This is a genomic window from Rhodococcus sp. OK302 (assembly GCF_002245895.1).
In the GTDB taxonomy this organism is placed as follows: domain Bacteria; phylum Actinomycetota; class Actinomycetes; order Mycobacteriales; family Mycobacteriaceae; genus Rhodococcus_F.
On sequence record NZ_NPJZ01000001.1, the window covers coordinates 149,825 to 170,572 of the forward strand.

At 61.5% G+C, this 20,748-nt stretch carries 19 protein-coding genes; 9 read left to right on the forward strand and 10 right to left on the reverse strand.

Annotated features, from left to right (window positions below; all coding sequences use genetic code 11):
- Positions 1–50: 50 nt before the first annotated feature.
- From BDB13_RS00700 to BDB13_RS00740, 9 genes are all read right to left on the reverse strand, one after another.
- Positions 51–1,196, reverse strand: a complete 1,146-nt coding sequence (locus BDB13_RS00700; RefSeq protein ID WP_094269955.1) for an acyl-CoA dehydrogenase family protein — start codon at positions 1,194–1,196, stop codon at positions 51–53.
- Positions 1,193–2,005 carry an enoyl-CoA hydratase/isomerase family protein gene (locus BDB13_RS00705; protein WP_094269956.1) on the reverse strand — a complete coding sequence of 271 codons (813 nt, stop codon included), beginning with the start codon at positions 2,003–2,005 and terminating at the stop codon, positions 1,193–1,195. Before BDB13_RS00705 ends, BDB13_RS00700 begins: the two co-directional genes overlap by 4 nt.
- Positions 2,002–3,537, reverse strand: coding sequence for an acyl-CoA synthetase (locus BDB13_RS00710; RefSeq protein ID WP_094269957.1), 1,536 nt, complete (start codon positions 3,535–3,537; stop codon positions 2,002–2,004). The genes BDB13_RS00705 and BDB13_RS00710 overlap by 4 nt, the downstream gene beginning before the upstream one ends.
- 36 nt (positions 3,538–3,573) lie before the next feature.
- On the reverse strand, positions 3,574–4,368 hold the full coding sequence (locus BDB13_RS00715; RefSeq protein WP_094269958.1) for an enoyl-CoA hydratase/isomerase family protein: 795 nt from the start codon (positions 4,366–4,368) through the stop codon (positions 3,574–3,576).
- Complete coding sequence (locus BDB13_RS00720) at positions 4,365–5,375, reverse strand: TIGR03617 family F420-dependent LLM class oxidoreductase (RefSeq protein WP_094269959.1); 1,011 nt, start codon at positions 5,373–5,375, stop codon at positions 4,365–4,367. The genes BDB13_RS00715 and BDB13_RS00720 overlap by 4 nt, the downstream gene beginning before the upstream one ends.
- Positions 5,372–6,505: an acyl-CoA dehydrogenase family protein gene (locus BDB13_RS00725; RefSeq protein ID WP_094269960.1), complete on the reverse strand. Its 1,134-nt coding sequence runs from the start codon at positions 6,503–6,505 to the stop codon at positions 5,372–5,374. The genes BDB13_RS00720 and BDB13_RS00725 overlap by 4 nt, the downstream gene beginning before the upstream one ends.
- Positions 6,502–7,671, reverse strand: a complete 1,170-nt coding sequence (locus tag BDB13_RS00730) for an acyl-CoA dehydrogenase family protein (protein ID WP_094269961.1) — start codon at positions 7,669–7,671, stop codon at positions 6,502–6,504. Before BDB13_RS00730 ends, BDB13_RS00725 begins: the two co-directional genes overlap by 4 nt.
- 2 nt (positions 7,672–7,673) lie before the next feature.
- The gene (locus BDB13_RS00735; protein ID WP_094269962.1) at positions 7,674–8,831 is read right to left on the reverse strand and encodes an acyl-CoA dehydrogenase family protein; all 1,158 of its coding nucleotides are present in this window, start codon (positions 8,829–8,831) and stop codon (positions 7,674–7,676) included.
- A gap of 65 nt (positions 8,832–8,896) precedes the next feature.
- Positions 8,897–10,156, reverse strand: a complete 1,260-nt coding sequence (locus tag BDB13_RS00740; protein ID WP_094269963.1) for an MFS transporter — start codon at positions 10,154–10,156, stop codon at positions 8,897–8,899.
- Between the two features lie 440 nt (positions 10,157–10,596).
- On the opposite strand from BDB13_RS00740, the gene BDB13_RS00745 reads away from it, so the two are divergent.
- The 7 genes from BDB13_RS00745 to BDB13_RS00775 all read left to right on the forward strand — a co-directional run bounded on the left by BDB13_RS00745 (position 10,597) and on the right by BDB13_RS00775 (position 16,944).
- Positions 10,597–11,784: a lipid-transfer protein gene (locus BDB13_RS00745; protein ID WP_094269964.1), complete on the forward strand. Its 1,188-nt coding sequence runs from the start codon at positions 10,597–10,599 to the stop codon at positions 11,782–11,784.
- Between the two features lie 2 nt (positions 11,785–11,786).
- On the forward strand, positions 11,787–12,242 hold the full coding sequence (locus BDB13_RS00750; RefSeq protein WP_094269965.1) for a MaoC family dehydratase N-terminal domain-containing protein: 456 nt from the start codon (positions 11,787–11,789) through the stop codon (positions 12,240–12,242).
- Complete coding sequence (locus BDB13_RS00755) at positions 12,239–12,619, forward strand: MaoC/PaaZ C-terminal domain-containing protein (RefSeq protein WP_094269966.1); 381 nt, start codon at positions 12,239–12,241, stop codon at positions 12,617–12,619. The genes BDB13_RS00750 and BDB13_RS00755 overlap by 4 nt, the downstream gene beginning before the upstream one ends.
- 29 nt (positions 12,620–12,648) lie before the next feature.
- The gene (locus BDB13_RS00760; protein ID WP_094269967.1) at positions 12,649–13,452 is read left to right on the forward strand and encodes an SDR family NAD(P)-dependent oxidoreductase; all 804 of its coding nucleotides are present in this window, start codon (positions 12,649–12,651) and stop codon (positions 13,450–13,452) included.
- Between the two features lie 27 nt (positions 13,453–13,479).
- On the forward strand, positions 13,480–15,027 hold the full coding sequence (locus BDB13_RS00765) for an acyl-CoA synthetase (protein WP_094269968.1): 1,548 nt from the start codon (positions 13,480–13,482) through the stop codon (positions 15,025–15,027).
- A 26-nt stretch (positions 15,028–15,053) separates the two neighbouring features.
- Positions 15,054–16,229, forward strand: a complete 1,176-nt coding sequence (locus BDB13_RS00770; protein ID WP_094269969.1) for a TetR/AcrR family transcriptional regulator — start codon at positions 15,054–15,056, stop codon at positions 16,227–16,229.
- Positions 16,230–16,323: 94 nt separating this feature from the next.
- Positions 16,324–16,944, forward strand: a complete 621-nt coding sequence (locus BDB13_RS00775; RefSeq protein ID WP_094269970.1) for a malonic semialdehyde reductase — start codon at positions 16,324–16,326, stop codon at positions 16,942–16,944.
- A 50-nt stretch (positions 16,945–16,994) separates the two neighbouring features.
- Here the strand turns inward: BDB13_RS00775 and BDB13_RS00780 are convergent, their stop codons facing one another.
- Positions 16,995–18,644, reverse strand: a complete 1,650-nt coding sequence (locus tag BDB13_RS00780) for an MFS transporter (protein ID WP_094269971.1) — start codon at positions 18,642–18,644, stop codon at positions 16,995–16,997.
- 255 nt (positions 18,645–18,899) lie between these two features.
- Here BDB13_RS00780 and BDB13_RS00785 point away from each other — a divergent pair, with 255 nt between their 5' ends.
- Together BDB13_RS00785 and BDB13_RS00790 are read left to right on the forward strand one after the other, a co-directional pair.
- Entirely contained in the window at positions 18,900–19,547 is a 648-nt protein-coding gene (locus BDB13_RS00785) for an ABC transporter permease (RefSeq protein ID WP_094269972.1), read from the forward strand.
- A complete protein-coding gene (locus BDB13_RS00790) occupies positions 19,544–20,737 on the forward strand; it encodes an ABC transporter ATP-binding protein (protein ID WP_094269973.1) in 1,194 nt (397 codons plus the stop codon). The genes BDB13_RS00785 and BDB13_RS00790 overlap by 4 nt, the downstream gene beginning before the upstream one ends.
- Positions 20,738–20,748: the final 11 nt, after the last annotated feature.

A 20,748-nucleotide genomic window follows, 5' to 3' on the forward strand; every position in this document is an offset into this window, starting at 1 on the left:
TCTTCCTCGAATTCTCTCAGTCGTGACGGAAGTGTTGTGTTGGTGCCTTTTCAGCCGAGCAAGGTTGGCAGCGCGCGAGCGAGATTGCGCTCGTGAACCTGCGAGGCACCCTCGTAGATGCGAAGAGCCCGCACATCACGCCACATCCGCGGCACCGGATGGTTACCGACGATGCCGACGCCGCCGAGCACCTGTACCGCACGGTCGCCCACGACGGATGCCATTTCGGTGCAGTACAACTTGGCCGCCGCGATCCGGTGACGCGGCGGAGTGCCACGATCGAACTCGCGCGCACAGTCGAGGATCATCGCTCGGCCGGCTTCGAGTTCCGCGTAGCTGCGCCCGAGCATGGACTGCACCGCACCGAATTCGGCCAACGGTTGCCCGAATTGTTCACGCTTGCCGGCGTACTCCATTGCCTCGGTGAGCATGCGGGTTGCCTGCCCCACTGCTGTGGCAGCGACGTGCGTGCGGGCCTGATTGATTCCGCGCATTGCATGAACCATTCCCAAACCTGTTGCACCACCGATCAACCGGTCGGCGCCCACCCGGACGCCGCGGAGGCTGACCTCCGCTACCGGCCCCTCGGCGTGGCCGTTCATCAGTTCCGGCAACCGGGTCTCGACGCCGGGAGTTTCCCGATCGACCAGGAACGACGAGATCTCGCCGTCCTCGGTACGAGCGAACACGATCAGAACATCAGCCCAGGCCGCATTGGTGATGTAGCGTTTCTCGCCATCGATGACGTAGTCGTCGCCATCGCGAATTGCGGTGGTACGCACTGCGGAAGCGTCACTGCCGGCATGCTCTTCGGTGAGAGCGAATGCCATGACACACTCCCCCTCTGCCATTGGCTTCAGGTACTTCTCGCGCTGAGCGTCGGTGCCGTATTCGAGCAGGATCTGCGACGCCAGACCGATGCTGGTGGAGAAACGAGAACGGTATACAGCAGACGACCGGGTGAACTCGAAGGTCAGCATCACCTGCTGCTCGACGGTCCATCCCAAACCTCCGACCCGGACGGGCAGAGTGATCGCAAACAAGCCAAGTTCGGCCATCCGCTGGACCAGATCAGCGGGAACCTCACCGGCAGAAACCATCTCGTTTTCACGGGGAATGAGTTCGTTGTCGGTGAAGTTACGAATCACCTGCCGGTACGCCTCGAAATGGAGAGTACGAATCTGCGGATCGATCATAATGATGCTCCTACGGAAAGGTTCGATGTGGAATACGCGGGCGTGCGCTTTTCCAGAAATGCCCGGCGTGCTTCTTCTGCATCCGGCGAATACGCCGCGCCGATGAGGCGGTCAACCTCGCCAACCAGATACTCCGGCAACGGGCGTCTCACTGCCTCTTCGAGATTCATTCGTGCACCGCGGATAGCCATCGGTGCCGAATCAGCCAACCGGCGAACCAGCGCGTGCACCCGCGAATCAAGATTCTCGACGCCGACCACCTCGGTGAGCAGTCCGTGTGCAAGTGCTTGGGAAGCACTCAACTTGTCTGGGAACAGCATGATTTCACGCGCTTTCGCAGTGCCCAGTACACGGGTGAGTATCCACGGCAGGGCCAGGTCTCCGGGAAAACCCACTGCAACGAAGGCCGAGTTGAATACCGCGGTATCAGCGCTGATACGCAGATCGCAGGCCAGCGCGAAAGACAGGCCACCGCCGGCGCAGCCACCTCGAATCGCGGCGATACTCGGTTTCGGCAGGTCGATCAGAGCTTCGATCACTCGAGATGCACTCCGGAGTCGAACCCGATCCGCTTCTGCCGAAACACCTTCCACGATTCGGGACGAAGGATCCGAGGCATGATCACGCCCCACACAGAAGTCCGCGCCGGCGCCGGTGAGTACCACGGCCCGGACAGTCGCATCCGCTGCCGCCCGATTCACTGCTTGCTCGAAGTCGCTCATCAACTCGCGCGAAACCGCGTTACGACGCTCCGGCCTGTTCAGGGTGATGGTCGCGACCCCATCGATCGCGTCGTACAACACCGTCATGAGACGTAGCTTTCACGCAGAGTCCGCTTGAGGATCTTTCCCACTGGCGACAGCGGCAATGCGTCGACAAAATCGACCGTTCGCGGGGCTTTGTAGCGCGCAATACGTTCACCGACAAAATCGCGGAGTTCCTCACCACTGAGGATAGTTTCGGGGGTCAGGACAATAACCGCATGGACTCGCTCACCCCACTTGTCGTCCGGGACACCAATGACTGCGCAACTACTCACTCCCGGGTGCAGGGACAGCGCCGCTTCGACTTCCGCACTGTAGACGTTCTCGCCGCCCGAGATGATCATGTCCTTGAGTCGGTCGACGAGAAACACGTAGCCGTACTGATCCATGAAGCCAAGATCACCGGTGTGCATCCACCCGTCCCGCAGGGCTTTCGCGGTCTCGACCGGATTGTTCCAGTAGCCCGTCATGACGTTGTTGCCGCGCACGATCACCTCACCGATTTCACCGCGGGAAAGTTCCGTATCGAAGGCGTCGACTATCCGCACCTCCGCATGTGGCGCCGCGCGGCCCACCGAACGCAGCCGTTCGGGATGCTCCGGATTCCGATGATCCTCGTCGCGGAGCACCGTCGCTGCCGGTGCGAGCTCGGTCATTCCGTATCCCTGGTGCAGTCGCAACTCCGGTAGCCGTTCGATCAGTGTGTGCAACAATCTTTCCGGCATCGGCGAGGCGCCATAGGTGATGAAGCGGAGGCTGTCGATCGGCAGTCCAGCGCGAGCAGAGTATTCGAGCATCGACGCCACCATTGTCGGGACGAGTACCGTCTGGGTCACCCGCTTGTCCGCAATGGTTTCAACCAACTTCTCGACGGTGAAATCGCCCATCAGAATATGGGTCGAACCCTCAACTGACGATCGCACCAGTCCGGCGAAGGCAGCGAGATGAAACAGCGGAGCGACATGCAGATAGCGTCCCGCAAGATTCGGTCCTCCCGTGCTGGCAAGAACTCCCATCGCAGACGTCAAGATCTGGCCGGCGCTGAGCATGACGCCTTTGGGTCGACCGGTGGTGCCGCCCGTGTACATGAGCACAGCCAGCGCGTCAGAGTCGGCATAAGTGTCGGAAACCGGAGCCTGTGAAGCCAGAGCCAACTCGTAATCAACAGCGCCGGCATGAAGTTCTTCCGCACCGAACACAATCACGGTCTCCAGCACCGGGCACCTGTCACGCAATTGCTGGGCGACTGCGCGACGTGGGCCGTCGACCAGCAGCACTCTGATTCCGGCGTCCTCGATCTGGAAGGCCAGTTCGTCGAGGCTCCAGCGATTGTTCAACGGAGACAACACCATCGACGACCACGAACATGCAAAGGCATACTCGACATATTCGAGGCAATTGGTAGCCAGCATGCCCACCCGGTCTCCCGGTTCAAGCCCGCGCGAGGTGAAAACCCCCGCCAAACGGGAAACACGGCTTTCCAACTGAGCGAAGGTCAGTTGTCGATCGCCGTCCACGACAGCGATGGCATCCGGTTCGCGCTGGACCGACCGGTGCAAACCCTGAGTGAAGTACATGTGTCCTCTTCCGATATCAATGCATGCCAGGAAAATTCAGTTGTTGCAGTACACCGGCGATCGTTTCTCCAGGAAGGCGACGCGCGCCTCTTCGACGTCTGCCGAGTATGCGCACGTGATCAAGCGGTCAGCTTCATCTACCAGGAACTCCGACAGTGGACGCGACATCGCAGACTCCAGATTCAACTTCGCGCCGCGTACCGCCAGCGGAGCTGAATCAGCCAGCCGTCGAGCAACTTCCCATGATCGACCGGCCAGTTCGGTTGCCGGAAGCACTTCGTGAATCAGTCCGGACTGCACGGCGCGGTCAGCTCGGATCCGCTCGGAGAGCAACATCAACTCGCGTGCCTTCGACGGCCCTACGGCGCGCGTCAACAACCACGCCATTCCCATATCGCCCGAAAGGCCGGCGCCGACGAATGCGGTATTGAACACTGCATTCGTATCGGCGTACCGCAGATCGCAGGCCAGGGCGATGCTGAGTCCGGCCCCGGCGCACCCGCCTCGAATCACGGCGATGGTGGGCTTCGGGATCTGAACCAAAGTCGGTATTATTCGCGAAACATCCAGCAGGCGAGTGCGATCCTCCTGCTGCGAATCCCCCCTCACTACGCGCCGCGAGGAATCGCCCGACTGATCGCGGCCGACACAGAAGTTGTCGCCGGCACCGGCCAGAACGATCGCGCGGACTTCCCGGTTACCGGCCGCCGATGTCAGAGAGTCCTGCAATCCTGTGAGTAACTCGAGCGACAACGCGTTGCGCCGGCTCGGCCGGTTCAACGTGATCGTGGCGATACCGTTGTCGACGGTATACACAGTGTCGTCAGTCATGGTGCACTCCCTGTGAGTCGGTCGGCGATCTCCAACTGCAGATCCCCTGAATCTTCCTGGACCAGAGCAACAGTCATTCGGGTAAGCAGTCCGTCGAAGCGAGCCCGGGCTTGCTTGCCGATGCCCTCCAACTCACCGACAATCGCGAAGGTGTCCAGCACCTCGGCGTCGATGAGCCCGCCCATCTCCTGCCAACGGCCCTGGCGTGACAAAGCATGCAGTTCCTCGTGCAGTGCGCCCCACCCGTGGTGATCGAGCACCGGGCGGTATGCGGGTGTGGAACCGTAGAACGCCAGGCGTTCCCGGGTGGCCGTCACCGCGGCGTCGTACTCTTCTTCCGTTCGTCCGGTCGCGAAGAGAATCAGACCGGAGACGTCGAAGTCCTCGCGTGCCGAAACTGCTCTGCCTGCATTCACGGTGGGCAACGTGACGTCACGCAGGTAATCCGCCGTGGTGAAGGAATGACAGATGAGCCCGTCGGCAACTCGGCCTGCGGCCTCCGTCATCTTCGGACCGACACCGGCAATCCAGATACGTGGGCTGCCCACGTCGAGGGGTCCGGGATCGAACATCGGCGTCATCAGCGTGTGGTTGTAAAAATCGCCTCGGAAGTCGAGCTTGTCTCCCGTGCTCCACGAGTGCCAGATAGCGCGCAGTGCAGTAGCGAATTCCTCCATGCGTGCCGCCGGCTTCGACCACGGCATGCTGTACCGGCGCGTGATATGCGGCGCCACTTGAGAACCCAGCCCGAGCACCATCCGACCCTTGGACAGGCGTTGCAGGTCGTAGCTCGTGTGTGCGACGGTCATGGGGTTGCGTGCAAAGGCGATAGCTACCGACGTACCAAGGTCGATCCGCTCCGTGGACTGCGAAGCCAAGGCCAGTTGAAGAAATGGGTCGTGCCGGGTCTCCGGAACAAAAAGTCCGTCAGCGCCACACTTTTCGGCTGACTGCGCCGACGCAACCACATCTTCGGGGTTGCTCGAGAATGTCAGATCCACCTTCACAGCGAACGTCCTCTCAACCCCGCCAGTTCACTCAAACGCTGCCGGTGCAGACGCGCCGGCCCGAGCAGCGTCTGTACGCTGCGCGCCCGCCGGTAGTACAGGTGCGCCGAATGCTCCCACGTAAAGCCGATACCGCCGTGAACGCGAATGTTGGACTCAGCGCAGATGCTCAGTGCGTCAACGGCAGCCAGGTAGGCGTGCTCGGTTGCCAAAGGATCAGGCGCGCCTGTCTCCTCGAGAATCGCGACAGCGTCGTGAAGCACGGTCGACGCCGATTCCACCGCAACCCACATGTCGGCGCACCGATGCTTGACTGCCTGGAAACTGCCGATCGGACGGCCGAATTGGTGCCGAACCCCGGCGTACTCGACCGCAGTGTCCAGGCACGCGCGGGCTGCACCGATCGATTCGGCCGCTAGTGCCAGAGCCGCGTAGTCGAGGGTGCCCTGCAGGATTCGCCAACCGTCCCCAGCGCTGCCGATCAATCTCGCCGGCACCGCGTCGAATTGCAGCCGGGCCTGCTTGCGCGTGAGGTCAACGGTTTCCATCGCCGTTCGTGTGAGCCCCGAAGCGTCGGATTTGACGGCGTACAAACCGATTCCGTCGTTGTCTCGAGCAACCACCAGCACGATATCTGCCGACATACCATCGACCACGTGCGTCTTGACTCCGGTCAACGTGAGATTTTTGTCGACGCGGGCGGCAATCCCGTCCGCGTCCCAGCGAATCGGCTCTTCCATCCAAGCCAACGCCGCTGTGGTTGCGCCCTCGGCAATTCCGGGAAGCAACTCTTCGCAGACCGACTCGTCGCCGGACAGGAGCAGTGCTGTGGTGGCCAATGCCGTCGTACCGAGTAGCGCGCCCGTGTACAGATGGCGACCGGACTCCTCGAACACGGGGATGAGATCAGCAAAGCTGAATCCTGCTCCGCCGTAGCGCTCGTCGACGGCCAGTGCCGGAACGCCGATGGTCTCGGCCAACTGCTGCCAGGTGGCGCGGCTGTAGCCCTCGACCGTGGAGAACAGGCTACGGGCACGTTCCTCGTCGGCATTCTGATCGAGGAAGCGACGTAGTGTCGTGGCCAGTTCGGTGCGTTCGACGCTGTGCGAAATATAGCTGTCTACAGTCACTTCGACGTATTTCCTTCCTTGACGAGGGGTTCGCGTGGCAAGCCCAGGATTCGTTCACCGATGGTGTTGCGCTGGATGTCGTCGGTACCGCCGCCCATGGCCATCCCGGGAGCATTGAGGATCTCGAACGCCAGATCTTGGTCGCGAGATCCCGGATTCCAGGCCAAACCACCGTCAAAGCTGTACTCAGCGGCCAGCTTTGCCGCCCGTAGCCCATTCCGGGTACGCAGCAACTTGCCCAGTGAAGTTTCCGGTCCGAGAGGAATTCCGGCTTGCGCACGTCGAGCTATCTGACGCGAGACGAGCGAAGCGGTGCGCTCGTCCATCCACGCATCGAGCAGAGCGTCGAGATTGCCGCCGTCGGCGACTGATTCGACTATTCGCGCCATGGGCAGTGGACGCCGGACGGTATTCTCGCCCGCCTTGGCCACCGCGAGTCGTTCGTGCCCGAGCACCGTCAATGTGGTTGACCACCCGGTTCCGACGCCGCCGACGACGCGGTTGTCCGGAACGAAGGCGCCGCCGAGGAAGACCTCGTTGAACTCGCTCTCACCCGTCATCTGACGAAGTGGTCGCACTTCGACGCCGTCTGCGTCCATATCGATGAGGAACATCGTCAGGCCGCGATGCTTGGCTACCGTCGGGTCGGTTCGCGCCAACAACAGTCCAATGCCCGCAATGTGCCCGTACGAGGTCCAGACTTTCTGTCCGTCGAGGATCCAACCACCCTCGGTGCGAACAGCTTTGGTTCGCACCGAGGCGAGGTCCGATCCTGCTTCGGGTTCGGAGAACAGTTGGCAGGCGATGGTGTCGCCTCTCAACATCCGTGGGCCGAATTCGGTTGCCAGCGCAGTTTCTTCGAGGTCGATCAAGGACTGCAGGATGACGTTGATGCCGAGGAAGAACATCTTGTCGTCGACCATTGCGCGGTTCGCGGCCACCTGTGCATAGGCCTGCTCGAATTCGGGGCCCAACCCCTGGCCGCCGAAGCGGGTCGGGACCGTGAGTCCGGCGAGGCCGGCGCCGTGCAGTGCGCCGCGGAATGCCAGACCGCGCGGGACTTCCCCCACGACCCCGGCCAGAGCGGCCGGGATCGTATCAAAAATGAAGGTGCGCAGCCGTTCTTGGAATATCTCCAGGTCTGCGGGCCCCGTCATGTCGGACATGTTCAGAATCCTGCCGCTTTGGCGATGATCGTCTTCATCACTTCGTTGGTACCGCCGTAGATTCGCGATACGCGTGTGTCTGCGTACAGACGCGCAATCGGGTACTCGAGCATGTAGCCGTAGCCACCGTGCAGCTGCAGGCACTTGTCGATGACCTCGGCAGCGTTCTCGGTGCAGAACAGTTTCGCCTTGGCGGCGTCGGCAACACTGAGGTCCCCGGTCTCGTGCAATTCGAGAGCGCGATCAACCATGCACTGAGCTGCCTCGACCTTGGCGATGCAGTCGGCGATCACGAACTTGGTGTTCTGGAACTCGGCTACGGCCTGGCCGAAGACCTTGCGGTCACGCACGTAGGCGGAGGCGAATTCGATGGCCCCGACAGCCGCGGCGGTCTGGGTTACCGCGATCATGAGCCGTTCCTGCGGCAGGTTGTTGGCCAGGTAGCCGAATGCGGCACCTTCCACGCCGAGGAGGTCTTCGACCGGAACCTTGACGTCGGTGAACGAGAGTTCTGCCGTGTCCGAGGTGCGCATGCCGATCTTCTCGAGCTTGCGACCTACCTCGTAACCGTCGAGCGTCGTGTCGACCGCGAGGATGCTCAGTCCGGCGCGACGGTTCTCCGTGGTAGCCGGCGAGGTGCGGCAGATAACGAGGACACGGTCAGCCTGCACACCGCCGGTGATGAATGTCTTTGCGCCGTTGAGGATGTAATGGGTGCCGTCCTCGGACAGCTTTGCCGTCGTCTTGATGCCGGCTAGGTCCGAACCGGTGCCCGGCTCCGTCATCGCGATGGCGGTCATCATGTCGCCGCTGATGAAATCAGGCAGCCAGCGCTGCTTCTGCTCTTCGGTGCCGTAGGTCAGGATGTAGGGCAGGACGAGACCGGTGTGGACACCGAAAGCGCCGAAGGTGACTGCGGCACGGGCAGTTTCCTCGCTCAGGGCGGCCTGGAACTTGAAGCTGGTCTCGCCGGCTCCGCCGTACTGCTCGGGAACCGTCATACCGAGAACGCCGAGCTTGCCCAGCTGGCGGTAGAAATCGCGCGGCACCATTCCCTCGCGCTCCCAATCGGAGAAGTTGGGAAGCACCTCGGATTCGATGAAGCTGCGGATGACCTTGCGGAAATCCTCGTGCTCTTCGTTGAATACTATGCGCTGCATTGTTTCTCCTGAATCTGGTGGTGATGTTCGAAAGGTGAAGGTGAAGTGTTGTGGGGCGGCGATTCTCAGCTGAGAATGCGCACACGATCGCGAGTGGCGTTAACCGTGCAGAGTGCGATGACGGCACCGATGGCTGTCGCGATACCGAAGACCTGGAAGGCCGTGGCGTATCCCTCCGCCGCGCTCGGAGCGTTGTCGACGATGACGCCGGTCAAGTACGGAGCGATCAGACCGCCGCTTGCCATCAGTGCCATGAAGACTCCCAGTACCGCGGCCAGCTGCTGCGGCGGGCAGATCTCGGAGATCGCCGCATTGAACTGCGGGATGATCACGGAACCGAGGCCGTAGCCCACCGACACCACGACGACCGCAACGATCGGGGTCTTGATGAACGGCATGGTGACCAAGGCAAGCCCGCAGAGCAGCAGCGCAATTCCGGGGACGATGCCGCGCAGGACCCGTGAACTGGCGCCGCGCGACATCAAGCGGTCGCTGACGGAGGTGCAAAGGAACATGAAGAACAGTCCGGCGATGCTGGGGATGCCGAACATGGTTCCGGCCTGAACTCGCGAGTACCCAAGTCCCACTTCGAAATACGACGGAAGCCACGTGAGGACCACCGTAACGAGAGCATACATCGTGAACACGGCGGCAAGCGCACCGAGGAAAGTGGGCGTCAGGAAGATCTTCATCAGCGGCACCTTGGCGACAACAGGTGCGCCGGCATCAACCGACGCGGCCTTGTCGGACTTCCTGACCGGGCGCTGCATGTAGGGGCCCTCTTTCCAGGTCGCCAACCACAGAGCGCACCAAACGATGCCGACACACGCGAGGATGATGAAGGTTGCCCGCCACCCCCACGCTGCGACAGCCAAGGCCATCAGCGGAGCGATCGCAATCTTGGCAATCGAGGCACCGGAAGCGAGCATCGCGCCTGGCACACCACGCTTTTCGATGGGATGCCACGAGTAGGCGCCGGTGTGAACAAGTGCGTTGGTCGGCCCCTCGAAGAATCCGAGCATCATGCGCGTGACGAGAAGCATTCCGAATCCGGCGACTACGACCAGAGGGATCATCGACGCCGCCCAGCCCAGGGACATCAGGACGAGCAACCATCGCAACGACAACCACTTGTGCAGAACACCGGCGAAGAACCCACCGACGGTGAAGGCCAGGAAGAACGCACTGCCGACCAAGCCGATCTGCGCGGAGGTCAGACCGAATTCCTTGGCCAGGGGCTGTGCGACAAGCCCGAAGACCGCCTTGTCTGCCCAGTTGACTACGACGAGCAGCACAAGGACGCCGGTTAGCCCCCACGCTCTCACTCTGGACTCTCCCTCTACTTGCTGTGGTGCGGCAGTCGGAAGAAGCGGCTTGCTTAACGTCATTCTCATCGATCCTCTCGGGCAATGGCGACATCTGCACGATTCGCGGAGCGAACCAGTGGCAGTGCGTACTAGAAGCAGAGCGAACAGATCTCAGTAACTGGGTACTGGATGCGGGACTCGGGGACCGGTCCGGTGTGCACTCGACGTGGCCTTTCGACCGCCGAGCACCGACTCTGTGACGCACGCCACCTTGCCGCCTACGAAGTAAATCATTAATCGACATTGGAACGCAAGACCTTGAGATCTCGGATGCCGACCTCATGTAATTCATCTATATGTACGACGAAAGTCCCACGTAAATGGCCACTGTGACTCAGTAGACAGAATCGATTGGATGGTGTTAAGTAAATACTCATCCGAACAGATTGGAGCTAGTTGTGACAAGAAAAGTCCACGTTGCCGGAGTGGGAATGATCCCCTTCACCAAGCCCGGCAAGAGTGAGAACTACAACGTCATGGGTGAAACCGCTGCCCGCGCCGCCCTGAACGACGCCGGCATCGACTACTCACTGGTCCAGCAGGCCTACGCCGGCTACGTCTACGGCGATTCCACTGCCGGACAGGCCGCTATCTACGGTCTCGGACTCACCGGAATCCCGGTTATCAACGTCAACAACAACTGCGCCACCGGCTCCTCGGCGCTGTTCCTCGCCCGCCAGGCAGTCGCGAGCGGCGCGGTCGAATGCGCGCTCGCCGTCGGGTTCGAGCAGATGAAGCCCGGCGCCCTCAAGCGCGTATGGGACGACCGGCCGGCGCCGATGTTCCGCACCGACGATCTGATGACGGAACTGCAAGGTGTCCACGACGGACCTCGTGCGGCCCAAATGTTCGGTGGCGCAGGCCTTTCGCACATGGAGAAGTACGGCACCAAGGCGGAAACCTTCGCGCAGATCTCCGTCAAGGCCCGCAAGCACGCCGCCAACAACCCCAACGCCGTCTTCCGTGACCTCCTCACCCTGGAACAGGTCATGGACTCCCCGCACATCTTCGGGCCCCTCACCCGCTACCAGTGCTGCCCGCCCACGTGCGGTGCCGCAGCAGCGGTTGTGTGCAGCGCCGAGTTCGCCCGCAAGCACAACCTCACCAACGCCAACGTCGTGATCGAAGCGCAGGCTCTCACCACCGACACGCCGAGCACGTTCGAAGCCCGCGACATGATGCAGCTCGTCGGCTACGACATGACGGCCGCCGCCGCAGCGCAGGTCTACGAAGCCGCCGGCATCGGCCCCGAGGACGTCGACGTCGTGGAGCTGCACGACTGCTTCTCCGCCAACGAACTCATCACCTACGAAGGCCTGGGTCTCACACCGGAGGGCACCGCCGAGAAGTTCATCCTCGACGGCGACAACACCTACGGCGGCCGCGTCGTCACCAACCCGTCGGGCGGCCTGCTGTCCAAGGGCCACCCCCTCGGCGCCACCGGATTGGCGCAGTGCGCCGAACTCGTCTGGCAGCTACGCGGCCAAGCCGGTAAGCGTCAGGTCGAGGGCGCGAAGGTCGCCCTGCAGCACAACCTCGGCCTCGGTGGCGCCTGCGTCGTGAGCGTCTTCACGAAGGCAAGCTGATCATGGCCATCGACCCCGCTGTCATCGGCAAAGTCCTTCCCAGTCACGAGGCACTCGCCGAGCGCGGGCGCCTGCGTTTCTTCGCCAAGGCCATCGGCGAGACCAACCCGATCTACTCCGACGTCGAAGCCGCCAAGGCCGCCGGCCACCGCGACCTCCCGGTCCCGCCGACGTTCCTGTTCTGCCTGGACATGGAAAAGCCCGACCCGTTCCTACTCCTGCGCGAGCTCGACATCGACGTGCGCCACATCCTGCACGGCGAGCAGGCCTTCGAATACCACTCCCCGGCCTACGCCGGCGACACCCTGGCCTACACCAGCACGGTCACCGACACCTACTCGAAGAAGGGCGGGGCTCTCGACTTCCTCGTCCGCAACACCGAGGTCACCCGTGACGGTGAGCTGATCGCCCGTCTCACCAACACCCTGGTCGTCCGAAACCCGAAGGCGCAGAAATGAAAACAGGTGACGTCCTCCCCCAACTCGAGCTCGCCGGCATCAGTCGCACCACGCTCGCGCTCTACGCCGGCGCCTCGGGTGATCACAACCCGATGCACATCGACCTCGACGTCGCGCGTTCCGCCGGCATGGAGGACGTCTTTGCGCACGGCATGCTCAACATGGCATACCTCGGCCGGTTGCTGACCAATTACGTTCCGCAAGAGAACATTCGCTCGTACAGCGTGCGATTTGCCTCCATCACACCGCTGCACGGCAAGCCGACGTGCACCGCCGCCGTGACCAAGGTCGAGGACGGCGTGGCACACCTCGATCTCACCGTCGCTCTCGCCGACGGCACCGTCACCCTGCGCGGCGACGCCGTCGTAGCCGCGTAAAAACTCACATCATCGAAAGGACTCCCGTCATGGGCAAGCTCGACAACAGGATTGCACTCGTCACCGGATCCGGCCGCGGTATCGGCCGCGCCATCGCCCTGAAGTTCGCTGCCGAAGGCGCGAGCGTCGTCGTCAACGATCTCGATCCCGGCCCCGCGAAGGAAACCGTCGAAGACATCATTGCCGCCGGCGGCAAGGCCGTCGCGTGCGTCGGCTCCGTCACCGAGGAAGGCTTCGCGGATCGGTTCGTGAACACCGCGATCGACACGTTCGGTGGCCTCGACATCATCGTCAACAACGCCGGTTTCACGTGGGACAACGTCGTGCAGAAGATGACCGACGAGCAGTGGGACACCATTCTCGATCTGCATCTGAAGGCGCCGTTCCAGATTCTGCGGGCAGCGCATCCGTACATCAAGGCGAACCCCACGGACTATCACCGCAAGGTCGTCAACATCTCCTCCACCGCCGGCACCGGCGGCAACGCCGGCCAGGCCAACTACTCCGCCGCGAAGGCCGGCATCATCGGCATGAGCAAGACCCTCGCGAAGGAGTGGGGCCGCTACAACGTCAACGTCAACGCCGTTGCCTACGGACTGATCAACACCCGCCTCACCGAGGCCTCGGCCGAGGGCAACGCGAACATCGACATCGAGGGCCGCGAGATCAAGGTCGGCGTGAACCCGCAGTTGCTCGACGCAGCAGCGAAGACCATCCCATTCGGCCGCGCCGGCACCCCGGACGAGGCGGCCGGCGCTGTCTTCGCCCTGTGCATTCCGGAGACCGACTACGTTAGTGGCCAGTGCCTGATCTGCAACGGCGGCAAGAGCTAACTCCTCCCTTCGAAAGGAACGGTCCCCATGTATTTGACTCAGTCACTGCAACGTTCGGTGCAGCAACGCCCCAACCAGCCCATGACCGTCTGTGGGGACCGGATCCGGACCTGCGCCGAGGTCGGCGAAAGGGTTGCCCGTCTCGCGGGTGCCTTCCGCGGCCTCGGTGTGGGAGTCGGCGATCGCATCGCAATGCTGGCGCTGAACTCCGACTATTATCACGAATACTTCTTTGCCACTTGGTGGATCGGTGGCGCAGTCAATCCACTCAACACTCGGTGGAGCGCGACGGAGATCGCATTCTCACTCGAAGACTCGGGAACGACGGTTCTGGTTGTCGACGACACGTTTCTTCCGCTCCTGACCGAAGTGCGCGCACTTTATCCGGCGTTGACGGCGGTCATCCATTGCGGTTATCAGCCGACACCGCCCGATGCCCACGACTACGAAACCTTGATCGCCACAAACGAACCCGTCGAAGATCTTCGAGTCGGCGGCGATACGCTGGCCGGAATCTTCTACACCGGTGGCACCAGCGGCCATCCCAAAGGCGTCATGCTCAGCCATGCCAACCTGGTGACGTCGAGCCTCGGCGCCGTCGCAAGCAACCGAACTGCCGTCGCCGGCGCACGTGCCTTGATTGCCGCCCCGATGTTTCATCTTGCGTGCCTGGCTAATTGGACCGCTCAGAATACCGTCGGCGCCACCTTGGTCATGCTGCCGACATTCGATCCCGCCGTTGCACTGCGGTTGATCGAAGACCACAAGGTCACTTCGATGCTGTTGGTGCCCACCATGATTCAGATGCTCATCCGACACCCCGACCGAGCTACCCGCGATCTGTCGAGCATAGTTGCCATCCAGTACGGCGCCTCTCCCATCTCCGAAACGCTACTGAACCAAGCGCAGCAGGCATTCCCCCAGGCTGCCTTCATGCAGGGCTACGGCATGACCGAGGCCGGACCGGGACTGACCATGTTGACTCCGGAGGATCACCTCGACGCAACCCGTCTGAAATCGGCCGGTCGGCCCATGGGACACGTCGAAGTGCAGGTGGTCGACGAGAACGGCCGCGAACTTCCCCGCGGCGAGGTCGGGGAGATCATCGCCCGCGGCGGCAACATCATGTCCGGATACTGGAACCGGCCCGAAGAAACGCGGTCGGCGTTGCGTGACGGCTGGCTGTACACCGGCGACGGCGGCTACATGGATGACGCCGGCTATCTCTTTGTCGTGGACCGTCTCAAGGACATGATCATCTCCGGCGGCGAGAACGTGTATTCAGCCGAGGTCGAGAACGCCCTGGCCACCCATCCCGACGTGCTCAGTTGCGCCGTCATCGGTGTCCCCGACGACCGGTACGGCGAGCGTGTCCACGCAGTGCTGGTGGTGCGTCCCGGCTCCGCCGTGACCTGCGACGAGATCCGAGCGCATACGAAGAAACTGATCGCCGGATACAAATCCCCACGAAGTATCACTCTCGTCGAGCAGATGCCCGTCTCTCCGGCTGGCAAGATATTGAAGAGAGAACTCCGTAGGCAGTTCAACGACCTGTCCGACAGTTCCACGAACTGACCTGCGCCACCGAACCCGAGGGCCCCATGACGATCGAAACATCGGACACCGCACCTGCGACTGCGAAGAAAACTCTGCGCCCACGTAACCGTAAAGCTCAGATCATCGCCGTGGCTCGTGAGCAATTCGGGGCCTCGGGTTACCACAACGTCAGCATGGAGGGCATCGCGTCTGCGGTCGGCATCACGGCCGGCGCGCTGTACCGCCACTTCCCCAACAAGCAAGAACTCCTCGCTCAGGCAATGCTCAACGCCACTGTCTCGATAATTGCAGTTCTCGACGATCTGGACCGCAACGATTCCAAAGCGGTGTTTACGGCGTTGGTTCGGTACGGCATGGATAACAATTTTCGAAGCGTTCTCTTCGATCAGGAGTCCCGAAACCTCACCTCGGAGCGGCGGTCGGAGGCGCGGGCCGGCGTCCAGGCAGTCACTAATCGGGTTGCGGACGCCCTCCGCTTCGAGCGTCCCGAACTCTCCGATACAGATGTCTCCATGCTCGCGTGGGCCCTCACCAGTATCGCCTTCAGCCCCGCCAAACACCGGACGACGCTTCCTCGCAAGCGCTATGAAGCCTTGCTCGTCACATTGTTCGATGCCGTCCGGACTGCCCCGGCGCTCCCCGAAGACGAGCCTCGACCAGACCCTCGACCGACGTCCGGTTTCAGTCATACCTCTCGCCGTGAGAGTTTGCTGAGCGCGGCGATCACTCTGTTCGATCGCCGCGGATACCAAGCGGTGACAATGGAGGACATCGGCGCCGTCGCCGGCATCCCGAGTTCGAGCATCTACAGCTACTTCGACAGCAAAGCCGAAGTGCTGCAAGCGATTCTCACTCGCGGTAACGAGACGCTCCGACTCGGACTGGTTCACGCGCTCGGTAAGGCCGAGTCCCGCGAGGATGCAGTTGCCCGGGTCGTCCATTCGTATACAACCGCCGTGATCGCACCGGAGAGTGCAATCGGCATCCTCATCGAGGAATCGAACAACCTCTCGGCAGAGACTCAGTCGTCGGCTCAAATCTCGCAGCGGGAGTACATCGACGAGTGGGTGCACCTGCTCGGTTCCGAATCCAACGAGGGTCGCGCGACGGTGTTGGCCGTGATCGGCATGATCAACGACCTCACCCGCGTCCGTATCGAAACGAGGCAGAGCGCGATCGAGTATCTAGCCTGTCGAATCCTGTCTACGCAACTAGTCTGACCGCTCACATCGCCACCTCGAGTCAACGATCCGGTGCTACCGTTTTCCGCAAGTCACTATGTTTTTACTAGCAACTTGGAACGGAAGTACATCTATGTCGCTCGACGCAGCCACACCCTTCACCGCGCAGCAGCTCGACGCAGCCGGCCGCGAACTCCTCTTCACCGAGGCCCGCACCGCAAATTCATTCTCCAACGAGCCCGTCACCGATGACGAACTCACCGCTATCTGGGAGCTCGTGAAGTGGGCACCCACCGCGGCCAATACGAACCCGCTGCGTGTTCTGTTCGTCCGCACCGAAGAGGGCAAGGCTCGCCTCGTTGAGCACATGGCAGACGGCAATAAAGCCAAGACCGCGTCGGCGCCCGCCATTGCCGTTCTGGCTGTCGACACCAAGTTTTACGAGCACATCCCGACTCTGTTTCCGATCCGTCCGGAGATGAAGGACCACTTCGCGTCGAACGAAGCCGCCAGCACGGCGACCAGCCAGTTCAACGCTGCAATCCAGGCCGGATACCTGATTCTTGCTATCCGCGCACAGGGTCTGGTTGCCGGCCCGATGGCCGGTTTCGACGCTGCCGGCATCGACGGAGAGTTCTTCGCCGACGGCCGCTTCAAGACCAGCCTCGTCGTGAACATCGGCCACCCCGGCGAGAACCCATGGTTCGATCGCCTGCCGCGTTTGGCTAACGAGGACGCACTCAGCTGGGCTTGATTCCAGAGTTCTACAACGGGAGGGTTCGTTTCTCGAACCCTCCCGTTTCCCTATCTCGAGGCTACTTTTTGCGCACTTGCCTTAACTCTGAGCGCGCCGATCAGTCCGAGCAGCAGGAACGCTGCTGATACGTACAGCGAGTAGCGCGTGGCCTCGGCAAATCCGTCCGACAGCAAGCGCACTACATCCGGACCGGCTTCGCCCAATTTCCCGTGTGTGCCTTGATCTCTCAGAACTCCGATAGCGCTGCCGGCAGATTCGCGGGTGGCGTCGGAAAGTTGGTTGGCCTCCGACGCGGGCACTCCGCCTGCTTCGAGGGTGCTGGGCATATTTCTCGACAATCCGAATGCCAATACTGCTCCCACGAGCGCACTTCCGATTGCCGAACCCAATTGACGGACCGTGCTCTGCGTTGCGGAACCTTGGCCGGACTCTTCGGGCGGTATGTCTGCCAGGGTGGTTCCGGTGAGCTGAGCTGATGCCAGACCGAGCCCGGTTCCGTAGATCACCAGAAGTAGGGCCAAAAGCCACGGTGCCACAGTCGAACTCACGAATACCGCAACAACGATGACGCCGACAACTTCCAGAAGCAACCCGAGGATCACCGTTCCGGGGGCACCGATCAGTGCCGTGAGATGCCGTGCGAGAGAACCGGATATGAACGCGCCACCGGCCATCGCGGCGAGCACGAATCCGGCGCCCATCGTCGAGAGCCCCAATGCATTGACGAGGTAGAGGGGCAGCACGAACAGCAGGCCGAACTCTGCGATCGCCACCATCATGGCGGTCACGTTGCCCCAACTGAATGTGGGTGTGAAGAACAGGTTCATGTCCAGGATTGCGGAGCGGTGAATCCGTCCGCGATGCCGCTCCCAGAACGCAAATCCGATCAGCAGCATGATTCCGATCGCACCGATCGTGGGAACCGCGGGCAGTGGCGCATCAGTCGACCAGGTAATCCCCAGAACATTCAGATCCGCTTTCTGCGTCCACCAACCGAGACTGTCGCCTTCGATGAGCGCAAAGATCACTGCTCCGAAACCGAAGGAACTCAACAGAAGACCCGGAATATCGAGTCCGGGGTCGATGACTCCCGCCCGAGTTTCCGGTACGACCACGTAGGCGGCAATCAGCAAGACAATGCCGATGGGAACGTTGATGATAAAAATCCAGGGCCAGGTGAAGTAGGTGGTAATCCAACCGCCGAGCAGGGGACCGATGGCGGCGACGCCGGCGATGACGGCGCCCCACACACCGAAGGCCATGGCTCTGTCCTTGCCCCGGAAGATGGAGTTCATCGAGGACAACGTTGCCGGGAGAACGCAGGCTCCGCCGACGCCTTGGATAGCGCGAGCGAGGATCAGGGTGGTCGCACTGTCTGCCATCGACGCCATGAGGCTGCCGATCACGAAGATGGCGATGCCCACCATGTACAGGCGTCGGCGGCCCAATCGATCACCGAGGCGACCCGAGGTGAGCAGTAGCGCCGCAAAGATCACCGAGTAGAGACTGTTGATCCACTGGGCATCGTTGAAGTTCAAGTTCAGGTCGTCAACCAAAACAGGTAGGGCAACTCCGACGATGGTGCCGTCGATGACGATCATCGCCAGTCCACCGACCAGAACTATCAGGGCTACCCACTTGTTCGCGGGTACTGAACTCTGCGGCTCAGCCGTGGTCTCACTCGTCGGCTTGTCCATCTCACACTCCCGAAACAGGCGAATTGGTCGATTTACCTTATGTCCGTTTCCCCACATTCGCAGCGAAGTCTCCGGAAAATCCCTCATCCAGAACAACATCCGACACGCTGCCTTCGGAATTAGTTGCAGTACCAAGTTTTTAGGACGAAAGTCGACGGAAACCCCTTGCGCTCCGAACACGGCTTGTGTACCGGATGTGTGCGAGGGGTACGCCTTCGAGCGAGCAGATGTCCGAAAGAAAGTGGGTTCGGAAATATGGGCGCACTGTGGGATTTTGTCGTCGAACGACGACAACAGCTATTGACCGACTCTTATCTCCACGTTTCAGCCGTTATCCAGTCGGTGATCATCGCAACGATTGCTGCGGTGCTCATCGGAATTCTTGTGTACCGCAGCCCTGTTGGTTCGTCACTGGCGACAGCACTGGCCAGCACGATTTTGACCGTTCCGTCGTTTGCACTTCTCGGACTTCTCATTCCGATTCTCGGGTTGGGTGTCCCACCCACCATCACTGCGTTGATTCTCTATGCGCTGCTTCCGATCATCAGAAACACGATCATCGGACTCGCCGCGGTCAACCCGGCCATCACCGACGCAGCACGTGGCGTCGGTATGAACCGACTCCGCGTTCTGAGTCGTATCGAACTACCCATCGCCTGGCCGTCGATACTGACCGGAATGCGCGTCAGCACCCAGATGCTGATGGGCATCCTCGCTATCGCCGCGTACGCCAAAGGCCCTGGACTGGGCAACTTGATCTTCTCCGGGCTGTCCCGCGTCGGCAGCCCCAATGCGGTTCCCCAGGCCCTGACCGGCACCGTTCTCATCGTCATTCTGGCCCTGATTCTCGACGGTATCTACGTCATCATCGGCCGTCTCACTACTTCGAGGGGTCTTTCATGACTGAAACCATCCCGTCCGGCATCTCCGCAGATCAGAAGGTTTCCGGCGTTGAGATCGTCCTGGAATCCGTGACCAAACGGTATCCGGGACAGAAGGATGCCGCCGTCGACAACGTGTCCCTGACGATTCCGGCGGGCGAAATCGTCGTCTTCGTCGGACCGTCCGGTTGCGGCAAGACAACAACAATGCGCATGATCAACCGCCTAATCGAGCCCACCTCCGGCAAAATCACCATCGACGGCAAAGACGCGCTGTCCATCGACCCGGACAAGCTACGACGCGGTATCGGCTACTCGATTCAGCAGGCCGGCCTGTTTCCGCACTTCACGATCGCCAAGAACGTGGCCACTGTTCCCGGCCTCATCGGCTGGGACAAGAAGCGAATCACAGAGCGTGTCGACGAAATGCTCGATCTTGTCGGCCTTGATCCGGATACCTACCGTGATCGCTACCCGCGACAGCTTTCCGGCGGTCAGCAGCAGCGCGTCGGGGTTGCGAGAGCACTTGCCGCCGATCCCCCGGTTCTGCTGATGGACGAACCTTTCGGCGCCGTGGATCCGATCACGCGCGGACTTCTGCAAGACGAATTGATGCGTCTGCAATCGGAACTCGGGAAGACCATCGTATTTGTCACTCACGATTTCAACGAGGCCGTCAAACTCGGCGATCGGATTGCCGTCCTGGGCAACCAATCCAGCATCATGCAGTACGACACTCCCGAGGCCATTCTCGCCAACCCCGCCAACGACATGGTCGCCGGATTTGTCGGCGCCGACGCTTCGCTCAAACAGTTGACCTTGACTCGCGTGCGTCAGATCAAGCTCAAGCAGTGCGTCACAGCCCGTGAGACCGACTCGGTCGAAGGTTTGAGAAGTAAACTCGCAGATCGTAAATGGAAGTGGGCACTGGTCTTGGACCAGCGCGACCGCCCCCTCCGCTGGGTATCGCCGATGCACCTCGCTCACGCGACGTCGCTGCGCGGTATCGGCAACGAACTCGGCGAGGCCGTCTCGATTCAATCGACCTTGCAGGACGCACTCGAGGCCTTGCTTGCCGAGAGCAACGCATCCACGGTTGTCACCGGCCTACGCGGCGAATACGTCGGACTCATCACCATCGACTCACTGGTCAGCCATCTTTCGGAGATGCGCGCAGAACATGAACATGATCACGACGAGGATGCGGAGTGAGCGCGTCGACG